The 14,990-nt window shown below is 59.7% G+C and carries 10 protein-coding genes and 1 pseudogene; 6 read left to right on the top strand and 5 right to left on the bottom strand.

What is annotated here, in order from left to right; all coding sequences use genetic code 11:
• The 6 genes and pseudogenes from AC2FL1_RS20865 to AC2FL1_RS20840 form a co-directional block, all read left to right on the top strand.
• Positions 1-1,111, top strand: a pseudogene (locus AC2FL1_RS20865) (relaxase/mobilization nuclease domain-containing protein); the annotation flags it as partial.
• A complete protein-coding gene (locus tag AC2FL1_RS20860; protein WP_496878189.1) occupies positions 1,104-3,086 on the top strand; it encodes a type IV secretory system conjugative DNA transfer family protein in 1,983 nt (660 codons plus the stop codon). The pseudogene AC2FL1_RS20865 and the gene AC2FL1_RS20860, both read left to right, overlap by 8 nt.
• A 363-nt stretch (positions 3,087-3,449) precedes the next feature.
• Positions 3,450-4,613, top strand: coding sequence for a helix-turn-helix domain-containing protein (locus AC2FL1_RS20855; RefSeq protein ID WP_496878188.1), 1,164 nt, complete (start codon positions 3,450-3,452; stop codon positions 4,611-4,613).
• Positions 4,614-5,043: 430 nt separating this feature from the next.
• On the top strand, positions 5,044-5,538 hold the full coding sequence (locus tag AC2FL1_RS20850; protein WP_496878187.1) for a hypothetical protein: 495 nt from the start codon (positions 5,044-5,046) through the stop codon (positions 5,536-5,538).
• Between the two features lie 243 nt (positions 5,539-5,781).
• On the top strand, positions 5,782-8,505 hold the full coding sequence (locus tag AC2FL1_RS20845; RefSeq protein WP_496878186.1) for an ATP-dependent DNA helicase: 2,724 nt from the start codon (positions 5,782-5,784) through the stop codon (positions 8,503-8,505).
• The gene (locus AC2FL1_RS20840; protein ID WP_496878185.1) at positions 8,502-10,520 is read left to right on the top strand and encodes a DUF7017 domain-containing protein; all 2,019 of its coding nucleotides are present in this window, start codon (positions 8,502-8,504) and stop codon (positions 10,518-10,520) included. The genes AC2FL1_RS20845 and AC2FL1_RS20840 overlap by 4 nt, the downstream gene beginning before the upstream one ends.
• 39 nt (positions 10,521-10,559) lie before the next feature.
• Here AC2FL1_RS20840 and AC2FL1_RS20835 read toward each other — a convergent pair whose 3' ends face one another.
• From AC2FL1_RS20835 to AC2FL1_RS20815, 5 genes are all read right to left on the bottom strand, one after another.
• The gene (locus AC2FL1_RS20835) at positions 10,560-11,585 is read right to left on the bottom strand and encodes a TrbL/VirB6 family protein (RefSeq protein ID WP_496878184.1); all 1,026 of its coding nucleotides are present in this window, start codon (positions 11,583-11,585) and stop codon (positions 10,560-10,562) included.
• The gene (locus AC2FL1_RS20830; RefSeq protein ID WP_496878183.1) at positions 11,585-12,004 is read right to left on the bottom strand and encodes a hypothetical protein; all 420 of its coding nucleotides are present in this window, start codon (positions 12,002-12,004) and stop codon (positions 11,585-11,587) included. Before AC2FL1_RS20830 ends, AC2FL1_RS20835 begins: the two co-directional genes overlap by 1 nt.
• 15 nt (positions 12,005-12,019) lie before the next feature.
• Positions 12,020-13,054, bottom strand: coding sequence for an ATPase, T2SS/T4P/T4SS family (locus AC2FL1_RS20825; RefSeq protein ID WP_496878182.1), 1,035 nt, complete (start codon positions 13,052-13,054; stop codon positions 12,020-12,022).
• 1 nt (position 13,055) lies between these two features.
• Positions 13,056-14,381 carry a TraB/TrbI/VirB10 family type IV secretion system protein gene (locus AC2FL1_RS20820; protein ID WP_496878181.1) on the bottom strand — a complete coding sequence of 442 codons (1,326 nt, stop codon included), beginning with the start codon at positions 14,379-14,381 and terminating at the stop codon, positions 13,056-13,058.
• Positions 14,378-14,990 (bottom strand): TrbG/VirB9 family P-type conjugative transfer protein (locus tag AC2FL1_RS20815; protein WP_496878180.1); only part of this gene is annotated, 613 nt, incomplete at its 5' end. The genes AC2FL1_RS20820 and AC2FL1_RS20815, both read right to left, overlap by 4 nt.

The following is a 14,990-nucleotide window of genomic DNA, read 5'->3' as shown; positions in this document are numbered from 1 at the left end:
GGGGGCAGGCAATGCCGCATTGGAGCGCCAGTGGCTGGCACAGGATCTGCAGGGGATTGCCAAGGAAGGTGACCTCGATCTGGACAAGCTCGAGGACCGGAAAGACGCGCTCGACCGGCTGGAAGCCGTGCATGTTCGGTTGGGCGATGTCCTGACCGACGTACGCGTCCTGCGCGCGCCAACCGAGATCGACGAGGTGGACAACGCTGAGGCAGCGCTCGGCGAGCGGTTGGCGGCACCAGGGGGTGATCTCGAGAAGGACGGGCCCGACATTTTTGCCCCATCGGAGCGGCAGGCGTTCAGGGCGCTGGTGGCGCAGTTCCGTCGGACGGATTTCGATCATCCGTTCTCCGACGACCCGTCTGTAAGGCGGGCCGGCGCCGTAGAGGTTGAAGAGGCCCGCGTCGCGTTCGACGCCTATGCGCAGAGATCTCCGCAACATGCCGAATTGGCCTCGATGGCTTGGGAACAGATGACTGACAGTCGAATGCCGCCGCAATATGCGGTATCGGAGCAGGACCGCACGCTTCATGCTGGCGACATGGACCTCGCCTTGCGGGATCCTTCGGATCATCTCGGTCCGATCACCGAAGAGCTCCGCACCCTCGCCCGCTATCGCACGGAGATGCCGGATGACGAGTTCGGGCAGGCCGTCCAGGACGAAATCAACCACCTTCGTTCGCTCGGCGCGTCGCGTGCCTATATCAGCGAGCGCAGTTTCGAGATCGAAGACCAGGCGCGACAGGACTTCGCCGAGCGCCGGTATCTGGAAGAGACAGCGCCAACCGTCATGGCCTTTGTGCGAAACGCCGACGTCGAGGGCCCGCTCTCCGAGTCAGAGCAGCAGGACATCGTCCGGCAGGTCAACGAACGGCTAAGCCCCGACGCAATCGACGCACTGCAGGCCGGAAACGCGGACGTCCTCGACAAATTCACCGAGGATCCGCTGCGACAGCTGGAACTTGCCAAGACCTATCTCCAGAGCAGCGAGGTCACTGCGCATGGCCCGGCCATGGAGCGCGTTCTCGATGCTCTGGCCGAAGAGCAGATCGAGGCGCAGCGCGCGCGCCACGCCGCGGCGCATGGTGAGAAGGGGATCACCCATGGATAAAGGCAAGATCGCCATCGGTGTGTTGAGCCTCGTGCTGGTCGGCCTCGCCATGGGCTATGTCGTGGCGACTGGCTTTGTCATGTTCCGCTATGGGCTTTCACCCACGCGTTTCGACGTCACCCTTCTCGCCCGCGAATATCGGGGTCTGTCTCAGTCTGCACCGAAAGACTTCCTCTGGGTGAACCTCATCCTGGGCGGCTTCGGCCTGGCATCGCTGATGCTGAGCGTCACGCTTCTGGGGGATGCATTGACCCGCTTCGGGACGACGCATTGGCAGACTCGCAGCGAGATGAAGAGGAACGGTTTCTTTGCCAAGCCCGGCGGCGGCTTCCTTCTGGGCAAGCTCGGCTCCCCGAAATCCAAGCGCCCGTTCCTAGTCTCAAAAACCTTCCCCCACGCGCTGATCGTGGCGCCGACAGGCCGGGGCAAGGGCGTGGGGTTCGTGATCCCGAACCTGCTGACCTACAAGGGCTCCGCGGTGGTGCTCGACGTGAAAGGCGAGAACTTCCGCGAGGCCTCGCGCTTCCGCGCCAGCATGGGGGACAAGGTTTTCCGCTTCGCGCCGACCGACTGGGACCGACCGACACATCGCTATAATCCGCTGGCGCGCATTGCTGCCATGACCAACCCCGACCGGCAGCAGATGGAGCTGAAACTCACCGCCAAGCTCTTCCTGCAGACCGACAATGAAAAGCTGAGCGGGCTTTTAGCCGGGGGTATCGACCTCTTCGTAGCGGCCGGTCTTCTGGCCTTCGAGCGCGGCGTTCCGACCATCGGCGAGATTTACCGCATCACAGCCTCGGGGGGCGACAAGCAGAAGGAATACCTGAAGCGTTCGCAGGAGGTGAAGAACAAGTCGGCCAAACTGATCTTCGAGCGTATGGCATCAACCAACAACGACACCCTCACTTCCTACCTCTCCCTCCTGATGACATCGGGTCTCGACACTTGGGACAACCGCGCGATCGACGCGGCCACCGCGACCTCTGACTTCTCATTCCGGGATATCCGCCGCCGCCCACATGCGATCTATCTTGTGGTTGAATCCGAGATGATCCGACCGCTTGCCCCGCTGATCCGCCTCTTCTTCTCGGACCTGATTGCCTCGCTGCAAGCGCAGGAACCCGGCGATGACGAGCCTTGGCCCGTGATGATCATGCTCGACGAGTTTGACCGGCTCGGGAAAATGCCAATCGTCGCCGAGAGCATCAAGACGCTGCGCTCCTTCGGCGGCAACCTCGCAATCGTGACACAGACGATCCCCGCGCTGGACGAGATTTATGGTGAGAACACCCGCAGGTCGCTTCAGGGCGGCGCAGGTGTGAAGCTCTACCTCACACCGTCCGAGCAGAAGACCATCGAGGAGTTAAGCCAGGCCGTCGGCAAGACCACCAAGCGCGTGGTGACCCGGTCACGCGCGGTCGGGCGCAATCCGTTTGAGGGGCGCAGCGTTTCGGAGAGGACAGAAGAAACCCCGCTTCTGACAGAGGATGAGGCCCGGCGCATGGACCTCGACGAGGTCATCCTTGTGATCGACGCGCAAATGCCGATCCGCGCTCGGCGTATCAAGTACTTCGAGGATCCGACGCTCAAGGTGCTGCACGCCGGTCAATCGGGAAGCTTCCCATATCCGGACGAGGACGGCCTTCGGCGGGACCGACAGATGTCCGAGACTCGCGAGACGGTCGAGAAGCTGAAGCAGGAGCTGCAGGAAGTGCGGGCGGCCGCAGGCGCAAATGGTTCTGGGGTAGCGACCTCACCGGCAACGGCGGAGATGCCCGCATCGAATACGCAGAGTTCCACGGCTTCGCGGCCAAATCGTGCGCGGGGTCGAGCAGCTCGCGCGGGAGCTAGTGGAGGTGGGCCAGTGCAGTTGTCATTTGATCCGGTGGGGCTGGGGCTCAAGGAGCCGGATAGGGCAGAACTGGCTACTGCGGTCCAGACGACACGGGCCATCATTGCAGAATATGCGTGATGCGAGGACGTTTTTCTTGCGGTTTAGGGGATCGGACGGAACACGCATTCGACAATGGTGTTATCGCTTAAGACATGGCCATCGGTGTGAGAGCGACCGAAGCCGCCACCGTATTTTGTGAGGAAGGCAAGCGGCCCGCAAAGGTGCAATCTAAGCGATTGCTGACGTGCATTGCTTGATTTGGTTGCTCCGACTTGAGCATTCATCTCGGCAAAATGGCACTCATTTTGTCATACCAAAACAAATTTAGTCGAAAAATAGTGCGTTCAAAGCCAGATTTCCCTGATTTGTGACAGAAAATGCCAAATTTACATAGGATAAAATGGCACCTACCTTGATGTCATGGACACAAGGGAGGCACCGATGGCGTTCAAGGCAGAACTTCTCAAGAAGAAGCTGAAAGCAGAGGGGAAATCGCGCGACGAACTCGCCGCAGCGATCAAGAAGCATAAGCGCACAGTAAGTCGCTGGCTAGCGGGAACCAATCCGCCCAAGCCCAAGGATCTGGAGGCGATTGCCCGCGTTCTGAACTGCAAGCCTCAAGATTTCGATCCGTTCTTTGCCGACGTGGACTTGGGAGAAGTGTCCATCCAGGCCCATGTTTCTGCTGCGTCCCACAATGCCTACGAACTCATGCGTTGGCGTTATGGGGTCAGCCAGAAGCAGATCATGGAACTGGCACCCGTTCTCTTTTCGATTGTGGCCGGACATGCACTGAAAGTGCCGGTGCAGGACGACGAAGTAGCTCGCCTTGCCTTTGAAAACGGCCTCTCCGATCCGCGTCTGCAAGGGGGGCACCTTGAGGACCAAGCCAGCAAGCTCAAAAAATGTTTCGGAATCGAGACGTCACACCCTGGCACCGAAACGTCGCGGAATCTGTTCAGCGAGGCAATCGTTCGGCTGTCGGCGCAGATTTCAGACCACGTCGACACAAAGTGGTTCGTGGGGGCAGCGGCCGAAGAGGCCCCGAATGCGGCCGGATTTATATCGGACATTGAGCTCGTAGAGGCTCTCTCTGGGGGGCAACCGCCGCTGGCTGAGGCCATCGCGAAAGGACGCATTCGGCTGTCCTCGGTTTTGCATCAGGCCAAGGAAGCCAAGGGCGGTGTCCTCTCGATTGAAGAGTTTGCTAAGGCCATTCGGGAAGCGCATGAGCAGGGCATGGAGGATCAGCGGAAGGCAGGTCTCAAGAAGCTGAAGGCCTGGCGCGCGTTCTATGCCGAACGCCATCCGGAACTGGCCGCGGAGTATGATGACCTCGTGGCGAAGCATTGCCATGAAGAAGGTTGGTACCCTGAGCGGTATACGGATGATGACCGTGTTCAAAGCTGGGTGAACCCGTTACAGGAAGATTTGCATCTCAACGAAGATACGCTTTCTGAGTATCAGAGCCGCAAAGCTGCGGCCTCTGAAGGCGGCAAAATTGCCTCGGTTTTCCCGTTCGAAGATCCGATCTATCGCCGCTTTGAAGAACTCCAGCGTCACCGCTCCAAGCTCAAAAAGCAGTTCGAGGAGGAGTGGGCATGATGGCTGTGTGTGCAGACGCCTCTTTCGTCCTCAGCAACCATGCGGCAACGCGTATGGCCCAACGGAGTATTCGGCACGACAGTCTCGAACTTGTCCTTCTGCATGGGACACGGGTCAAGGCGCGGCATGATTGCGAGGAGTACATCTTGTCAGGACGGACCGTCCGGCACCTGACAGCCGCTGGCCTCGATGAGGAGATGATTGCAGCTGCGACCAAGGTGAGGGCGATTGTCGACGCCGCAGGTAATGTCGTGACCTGTTATCACCAGCGCAAAGGCCGATCACGACCGTTCCGCAGCAATTCCTGCCTTCGGAACACCAAGTACATGTGATTTTTCAAGAGACCGCAGAATGCGCTCGTGTGGGTGGTACGCCCACGAACGATACCGCTGCGCGCTTATCTCAAGACCATGCAAGCGAAGGATGCAACATGTCCGCGATTATCTATCAATCCACAAAATTCTACCATGCGCGCGAACAGTATTATGCCGTAGCGGGAGAGCACACGTTGCTCCGCCTGACCATTGGCAGCATCGGCGGCCACCAAGGCGGGGCCATTAAGACGGCCACCGCTAGCGATTTTGGCGCCCCGCCGATCTACCGGGACCGCGAAGCGTTGATCAACGCTCTGCAGGTCGGGATCCAGAACCTTGCCGGGGGCGAGGTGGACCTTTGCATCGACAGCGATGGCAAAGGCCGCAGGTTCGCCGAGATCTGCCTGTCCGGCACGAGGGATCAGTTGTTCGAAGCCCTTACTCTACTGGCCGATGAAATGGCCCTATATCTGGGGCAGCCGGCAGAGGTCGACCACACCGCCGGCTGCAGCGATCTTCGCGATCTATATGACGACCTGTGCATTGCCGAGGGCGCGCCGATTTATTTGTCGGATGGCGTGTATTTGGGATCTGACGGGCGGCTGCTCTAATGATGCAGGTAATGCAGTTCTCATCCCAGAAGCCCGCCTGCCGCGCGGCAAGTCCCGCTCTTCGACGATCGAGAGGTTGCCCTCGCAGCGAGGCTTGTCTAGCCTCCAATTCAGTTGGTGTAGTGTCATGCTTACCCCCTATTTCGGCCCGATTTCAAAGGCATACGATTCCAGGGTGATCTAGCGCAGAAGCCTGGAGACTATTTCCGCAAGAGATGCCGTTTGCAAGTAAAGGGGGACACTATGGATATGACGGGAAATCCAGAGCGCTTTGGCGTGTTGCTGCCTCTCTGGCCGGACCTGCATACGCTGGCTACCGAAGCAGAGCAGAATGCCGACAAGCTCCCTGATTTTTCGACCATCCGCCTACGCAGCTTTTCGGAGGCAATGGTTTGCCACCTTTTTCGGCACCATGGTTTGCAATTGAACGATGAAGAGAAGCAGTTCGACCGCCTGCAACTGCTTCAGCATAATGATCTTCTGGATCGGCGGATTCTGGGGCTTTTGCACACCGTCCGGAAACTCGGAAACATCGCCGCACACGGAAAGCGTCCTGTATCGGTGGCTGAAGCCCACGATCTGCTCGATGACGCCCTCTCGCTGACCGCTTGGTTCTGCCTTGAAATGCGCCCGGATATTGACTGGCAAGCGCGGGGACGTGCAGCGTCCATAACGCCTTCAGCATGTCATGAGACCTCGCAGGACATGTGCCCAGCCGACGCGAGGGAGAACATTGTCCAAAACCGCGACGCTGGCCTAGAGACCCTGGTCAGGCCACCGCAGACGCGGATCTCGTTGCGGGACATGTTCGAAGAGGAGCTCACGGCCGACCAGCAGAGGGGCATTTCGGCGCTCGATGGATTCCTCGCAGACGACACCCAGCGGGTATTTCTGCTGAAAGGCTATGCGGGAACGGGGAAAACCTTCCTTGCGGGTGGTCTGACCGAGTTCTTGCTTGCCCAAGGGCGGATGTTCTCGCTTGCGGCCCCGACAGGGCGGGCAGCCAAAGTCATCACCAAGAAAACTGGGCAGTCAGCGCGAACGATCCACAGTCTGATCTACGACTATAGCGAGATGACCGAGCAGACCGAAGATGACGGCGATGGGTCGGCCACCTTCAAGATGATTGCCAAGGTCCGGAACAATGATGACCCGGTCGATGCCGTTGCCATCATCGACGAGGCGTCGCTCGTATCGAACGTGTATTCCGAAAGTGAATTCTTCCGGTCTGGCAGCGGACATCTGTTGCGGGATCTGATCGAGTACGTGGGTTCAACGCATTCAGGCAACGCCCGAAAGATCATCTTCATCGGCGATCCTGCGCAGCTGCCTCCGGTCGGCATGTCGACCTCTCCTGCCCTGGACGTGGATTACCTGCGTGAGACCTTCGGGCTTGATGCAACCAGCTACGAGTTGACTGAAATCGTCCGCCAGAAAGCTGAAAGCGCGGTAATCCGCAACGTCATGCCCCTGCGCGAAGGCGTTACCAGTGGACGCTTCAGCAGCCTGACGTTCTCTTTCGACGATGACGTCATCCAACTTCCCAAGGACAGTGTCACACCTCTCTATATGAAGATCCGCGAAGGACGCGGCCCCCAGGCGCCGATCATCGTTACCCACTCGAATACCGTAGCCGCCAATTTCAACCGCGCGATCCGGGCAGTACTGTTTCCGGACAAGGCGACAGTGGCGGCCGGTGACAGCGTGATTGTTGCGGCCAATGGCTTTTGCGGTCCTCATTACGTCGCCAATGGTGAAATCCTGCAGATCGACGCGGCTGAAGCGACGGTCGAGCGACGGTCTGTGCAGTTGCTTCAGAAGATCGGCAATAGCGACGTATCGGAACCCATTAATGTCGCGCTGAATTTTCGAGACGTCATGGTTGCGCTGCCGCAATCGGAAGGTGACGATCTCATCCTGAAGGCAAAGATACTCGACGATTTTCTGCACGGCGACGATGCTAGCTTGGCATCTGCGCAGCAGCGCGCCCTCTACGTCGATTTCCTCAAGCGCCACAAGCATATCGACCGGAACAAAGATCGTGATGCATTCCAGTTGGCCCTGCGTTCGGATCCGTATTTCAACGCTCTTCGCCTCAGGTTTGGCTATGCCATTACCTGCCACAAGGCGCAGGGCGGCGAGTGGAGCCATGTGATCGTCAGTTGCGCAACCCGGCAGAACCCGCGGTCATCGGACTATTTTCGCTGGCTCTACACGGCCATGACCCGGACCAGCAGCAAGCTGTATCTTGTCGATCCGCCGGAGATCAGGCTCAAAGCGGCGGGAACCGGATGGGTTACGCCGTCTACCACAGAACCCGGCCCACAAAGCCCGGAGTCCGGCCCTTCCGACCAGCGAGCGATGGCCCCTGAATCAGATGGAGGGGCCCCCTCCCCGGCTTTGTCGCCGCAATCCTTGTTCCGCACTTGGCTTCAAACGGAAATCCGCAACAGGCTGGCCGACACTGGGGTCGAGATTGAGGACGTCGCTCACCACCAGTATCGAGAGGCGTATTTCTTCAAGCGAGGTGCTGATGCTGTTCGGATCGACATCGGCTACAAGGGAAACTGGACTGTCTCTAGCGTGACCTGCCCGAGGCCTGACGGCTTCGCGGAGGAAATCATAGCTCGCATCGCTGGATTGTCGGGCCAGAAACCAGGAACCGGCACTTCGAGCTCGGCCAGCGTGGGCGCGCCTGACCGCCCTTTCCTGCGGGATTTCCATGACCGGTTGATTGCCGCGCTGTCGAAGAAGGGCATCACGGTCGCCAACTTCAAGGAGCAGCAATGGAGCCAGCGCTACACTCTTGCGCGCGGTCTGGACACAGTCACGGTAGACATCTTTTACAACGGCAAAAACCAGTTAACCAAGTTCATGCCCGTCAATCCGTCCCTGAACCCAGAACCATCACTCATCGCGCTGCAGGATGATGTCGGAACCGTTCTGAGCGACGAGGTTGTCCCGTGAGCATCTTTAGCGGGAGCCGGCGAAATAGGAGTTTGGGGGCGGGAACTTGGAACCATCGCTCCAATGAGGTCACCGAACTTAGGAAAGGTGGCCAGCTCGCTGCTGCACATGCACTCTCACTGGAGCGTATCGCTGATTCCGAGGCCGATGACTACGACCGCGCCGCCTATGCATGGTGTTTGATTGCGCTCGTGAAACAGCATTCAGCCGATGGTAATCACATGGCGCTGTCCGACTATCTGGACCAGTTGCGGCGCTTCGAAGTCCCGGCCTCAGACGCAATGCTGGCGGAGCATCGCGCGAAGGCTTTGGACCTCGCGGACCCCGACTGCCGTGCCATGCAGTCAGCTCGCATTCTGAGCAAGCAGGGCAAGCACGAGGAGGCCGCAAGGATCTACGCCGACCTTGATGCGAACGGAAAGCTGGCACCAGAGGATCGAAAGGCGTGGGGGTGGGAACTCTACCGCCTGATCAAAGTCGAACTCGAACAGGCGCAGGACGAGAAATTGTCTCCGCCAGTTGTTCAGCGCGTGAAGAGGAACCTGAACACCTATCTGAAGCTATCGATTGGCGGCCCCGACCTTCTGCACAGCCTCATGCTGCGGCAAGCGTTGCGCCTGACAAAGGGCGAACAGCTCAAGCTTCTTCCTTTTCTTCGCCTCTGGAACCCGGATCAGTTCAACGACGAGGACTTTGACCGGCAGACGGGAAAGGACGGCAAGACCTACCCGTCCCTCGTCGAGCAGGTGATCCAGGCCGCGTCGGCAGAGGCAGCCCAGAGCGACCGCGTGGATGACTGCCAATTCATTTTGCCGCATGTGCAGGCCGCGATGAAGCGCTTCCCGGATAACATCTGGCTCAAGTTCAATCTCACGAAACTACTGCGGGGTATGGGACGTATTGATGAAGCGCTCAAGCTGGCCGTCGAATTTGCGCGCGAGAAGGCTTCTGAGTATTGGGCTTGGGAACTGATCGGTGACCTGGCGCCACATGATATCGATCTGCGGCGCTCGTGCTATGCCAAGGCCCTGAGCTGTTCACAGGACGATAACTTCGTAGGGAAGGTCCGCCTCAAGTTCGCGGCTCTGTTGGAAGAAAGCCACCCTGCCGAAGCCCGGTTCGAGGCAGAGCGAATGATTGCACACCGCGCCCGCGCCGGATACGCGATACCCCGCGAAGCACAGAGTCTTGTTGAAAGACTTTCTGCGGTGACGCCGAACACGACTGATCGCGCCTTCTATGGCAGCCTGAGCGATGCGGCGGAAGCTTTGCTTTTCTCGCACCTCCCGTGGACCGATGCGTGCCTCGGGGACGTTTTCACCATCGAGGGGCGAGATGGTCAGAAGCCTCGAAGGCGCCGCAGAATCTATGTGAAGGGGAATCCGTTCGCAATCGAGTTGAGCCTGCCCGACAGCCATCCGGACATCCGCAGGTTGGCCGAAGGAACGCCGATCAAGTTGCAATTAGAGACATCAAAGGCCGAGCCAAAGCGCACAATAATTCACCGGATCAGCCGCCGGGAAGACGGCACACCCATGGACATCATGCCCTTTCGGGTTGGTGTCATCGACCACATCAACCATGGAAAGTCTCTGCTTCACGTCATCGTAGCACGCGGCGTGGATGGAACTTGCCCAATCTCACTTTGCCCGTGGCAGGTGGAGATTGGAACCACCGTGGCAGTTCGTCTTTCCCAGCACCATTCGAAGAACGGCCTTCGCACGCGTATTCTCGAAATTGAACCCACCGAACTATCACCTTCTGCTGATGTCTGTCGCCCATTCCGCGAGGCAACGAACGTGACGCCGAGCGGGCTGGGGTTCACACTTGGAGATATCTTCATTCCTCCTCACATGATCACTGCTGAAGGGGTACAGCCGGGCGATCTTGTGGAAGGCGTGGCTGTTGCAAGTTTCGATAAGAAGCGTGGGAAATGGGGAATGAAGGCGATCCAGGCAAAAGTTGTCGCGCGAAATCACTTCGACTTTGGAGGTGAAAACGATGACTGGGAATAGCCGCCGCAAAGCACAGAACTAGAGCAATTCTCTCTATGCTTATCTTCCCAATCGCTTTGCCCTCTCGGCCATCCTGACCACCTGCGCGCTCGCCGTCGCCGCGGCGCTCTTTACCGCGGCAGGAGCGTGTACAGTTCCACGTCCAATCGCCTCACCCGTCGTGAGCGCCCCTATCCGCGCCCTGCCCTGGACACCAGATGTGTTAGCCAGCCCTCGCAGTACCCCTGCGGACCCGCTGACGATCGCCGGTGCCGCCGCCACCATTAGGTTTCCCGAGATGCCGCGAACGATCAGGGGCGTTGCCGCGACGAAGCCCTTGGCCAAGAAAACCATGACGAAGAACGGCACCAGCGAGCCGATGTTGGTCGCGGAGTTCGGATCACCGATCTGGGCCAGCAGCGAATTCGCCATGCCGACGACGGTCGAGAACATGGCGGCTATTACGATGGGGTAGAAGGCGTAGCTGATCGTCGTCGAGACCCATCTGTGAAAAAAATCCTTGGTCGCGTCAAAGAGCGACAGTGCGATCATGATCGGAGCAAGGCCGAGCATGAGGGTCAGCATCATCTTGGCGAATATGAGCACGATGCCGGTCATGAAGCCGAGAAGGCTGAGGAGCACCAGGCCAATGCCGCCGAGGATCGCTCCGGTCATCCAGTTGAGGTTGTTGCCGATAGCGTTAAGGTATTGGCTGAACTCTGTAATCAGTCGGTCGAATTCGGCTGCGAAATAGGTAGCGCCCGCCCCGCCGCCCCCGACTGATGAAATCAGTGCGCCCGCCACATAGTCGAGCCCACCAATGACTGCATTTGCGACAGCGTTGAAGTTGGCCCAGTTGAAAGCGAAGATCCCTATCAGCATCAGCTTGATCAGGTACCAGAAGAAACTTGCCCCATCCATGCTGCGGAACTGGAATGCCATGTTGATGCAGACGCCGATCAGCGAAAGCGTGACCATCAGCAGGACGATCGTGCCGGTATTGCTCGCCACGGCCCCGAACTGGGACTCGGCCGCATCGGCGAGGAAGCCGTCGGCGGTTCCAACCATCCAGCTGACGATGCTCATTACCAGTTGCCTTGCGCTTCGCAGATATCCTGGACGGCGCGGGCGATCTGGTTCTGTTCGTTGCGGAGGGCCAATTGGGCTTGAGTGTGCTCCGCTTGGGTGTTGCTCGCGAACTGTTCCTCGTACTCGGTCGAAGCGGCATCCCAAGACGGGAAGCGCACATCACAGCCGCAATCGCCACTTTCGTTGATCGTCTCCCATGACCGCAACTCGTAGAGACGCATCAACGTCAGCGCCTTGTAGGCTTCCCGCGGATTGATTTCGTCCATCCAGGTCGGGCGCGCCGGACGATCGTTGCAAATCCGGTACTTTTGAGGCGACATATCGACCGTGAGATCGTTTGAGATCGGAGGCGAAGTCTGCGCCACAAGTGGGCCCGCAAGGGCGGCAAACATGACTGCGAGGATTGGTTTTCGCATCTGGGGGGTCCTTTTTTACTCAGCGGCAACGGAGGGGCTCTTGTTGACTCTGCCGTCGACCGTGTCGAGGTTCAAATCTGTGGTTTGACCCGGCAGGAAGAACTCGGTGATTCCGCGCGCGCCTTCATGGCGGCCTGCCTGAATGATCACGTCGATCGAGCCCTCAATATAATCGATCATGTCGGCATAGGTCATCGGCACATCCGTTTTGAGGGCGGCGATGGCGAGGCGACGAACAGCAAGTTGTGGGGTCTCGGCATGGAGCGTAGTCAGCGATCCACCGTGGCCGGTATTGATTGCCTCGAGAAACGTCATCGCCTCGCGCCCGCGGACTTCGCCTAGGACGATCCGGTCAGGTCGCATGCGAAGCGTTGAGGCCAAGAGCACATCGGCACTGCGGGCATCCGTGTCCCGGTCCGCGATCAACGTCACGGCATTGGGCTGCTCGGGGCGCAGCTCGGCCGCCTCCTCGATGGTGATGATCCGCTCTTCGGGCGGGATCAGCGAAAGGATCTTGCGCGCCGCGACCGTCTTGCCGGTCGATGTACCGCCCGAAACGATCATGTTGAGCTTGTTCTCGACGCAGAAGCGCAGCGCGGCGTCGATGTCGCCGGAGGCAACCACATCGCGCAGCGCGGCGTTTCGTTCGCGCCGCAGACCTTCGAGGCTGCGCTCCTTTCCAAAGAGGAAGCCGAGCCGGATTGCCTCCAGCGGCAGGGAGGAGAAGAACCGCAACGATATTGAAAACCCGCCCTCGACCGCCGGCGGCTGGATCACCTGCGCGCGGATCGGGCGATCTCGATATAGGATCGAGACCGAGACAATGGGCTTCTTCGTGCTGAGCGTCGTCGAGGCGGCCGAGGCGATCTGGTTGCCGAGGTCCTTGATCTCGGTCTGGCTCAGCGGGCTGCCGAGACCTCGCATGAAGTGATCGCCCTGGAATTCGCCCCAGACTTGTCCGTCGGGATTGATGCAGATCTCGATCGTGTCGTCGCGCAGGACTTCGGGGCCGAAACGGTCGAGCGACGCTTCCAGATAACTTGCAGCCATGTCAGAAAATCTCGAGGTCACGATCAACCATGACCGTGATCCGTGTACCCTGATCGACATGTATCACTGGCCGGATCGCCAGATAGTCCTGCATCACGCTTTGCGTGCTATCGCGCAGGTCGGTGCCGACATCACTCGCAACATCGGCCGCCGCCTCGCTGTCGATTTGACCCGCTGCAGCCGCAGGCAAGGCGCCGATCAAGGAGATCAGCGCGGCGGAGCCGAAGCGTTGCGCGAAACGGGTGTCGACAAACCCGGTGGTGCCAGTACGGCCGAGTTCGTCTCCACCGAAGGCGCTGATCTGCACGGTCTGATTGTCGGGCAAGATGATCCGGTCCCATGCCACCATGACGCGCGATTGGGCGAGTGCGACATCGGAGCGGTAGCGCCCGATCAGCCGCGCGCCGCGCGGGATCAGGATACGCGTTCCATCGAAAGAATGGACGTCTTCCGAGACGATGGCGCGGATCGCGCCGGGCAGTGTGCTGTCGAGAGCCGTCTCTGTCACAGCCTGAAGCATGGTGCCCTGAACAACCGTGTTCGATGGGTTCGCGATCACTTCGGCACGTGTCACCTGCGCAGGTTGTGCGCCCGAACGAACAAAGGCTTCATCTGCATTCAAACGTGCGGCTTCCAGCGTGTTCTCCCTATCCGCACCCGCGCCCATCCCGGAGAACGCGATCATAGGAGACGCGATACGCTCTGCGCGGGCCTCGGCTTCGGCTGCGCGCCGCCTTTCGAGTTCGGCCAGCCGCAATTCTTCTTCACTTGGTCCCAATGAGGTCGGCTCTGGTGGTGCAAGCCGTGCTAGTTCCAAGTCCATGCGGAGCTGATCCAATTCGCGATCCCGCTCGGTCAGCTGCCGCTCGAGGGCACGCTGAGCCTCGGCGGATGCTTCCTGTAAGGTGGCAATTTGCGCCGTCAGGTCCGCAATCGCCTGCTCCGCCCCGCTATCTGCGGCCTCGGCCGGTCTTGCGCGCAGGTCCTCGAGTTCCGCTCTCAATGTCGCAAGACTTTCCATTAGCGCGAGTTCCGACTCGCTCGGACCTGTGTCAGCAGGCGGGGCTTGGCTGGGCTCCGGGGCAGAAATCGGCGCCAGATCTCCGAATCCGGGGCCGCTGGTCTGGAACTCCTCCGGCGCGGCGGTCGCCATTGGTGCTTCTGCTGACGGCTGCAGGGCAGCCCATGCCAGACCGCCTGCTGCCGCGATGCCGACGACCCCAAGGATCGCGGCAAGTGGCGCAGGCCGCTTGCTTGCCTTCGCTTTGCCTGTCGAGCCTTCGAGAGCCGCGAGGCGCGCGGCGAGGTCTTCCGTACCTTCGGTCATGATGTGGCCTGTCCTGCGTCCTGGACGCAAACCACCTCTTCGCCAAGGCGAAGGACCCATTGTCGGTCGACGCCGGACACGCGGATGACGCCGTCACTCAAGGCCTGGCTGTTCACCGCGCGTTCCCTGCCGTTCGAATATCGGAAGATGGCGGGCACCGGCGCATTCCGTGCGAACCGGAAATACGTGAAGGTACCATCATCCCAGATGGCCGTCGGCGTGAACTCTTCTCGGGCACTGACCGCATAGTTCGCGTTCGGCGCATCGGCCGCAACCGCCCTGGTGGGTTGCACGCGGTTTTCGGGATAGCGGAACTGCACGACATAATGCGGCGTCTCCCGGGCTTCGACGACATGGAAGTAGTAGGAGCGGCGGTTGGTGTAGACGGTGATGTTGGTGGCGACGCCAGATGCTGTCGGCTTGATGGCGAAGGCACGGCCACCCGGGACACCGTCGAATTGAAACCCGACCGTATCGCCGGCGATGATCGAGCGGATGGTTTCACCCTCACCGAATTCGACTGTGGTGACGCGGGTCAGAGTCGTGACGACACGGTAAACTTGGCCCTCAGTCCAGGTCGCGACGCGCACGCGATTGTCATGAGAACCT

Source organism: Ruegeria sp. YKSF070 (assembly GCF_059612725.1).
The sequence above is the reverse complement of the archived record's forward strand: the minus strand, read 5'-3'. Positions and strand labels throughout refer to the sequence as shown.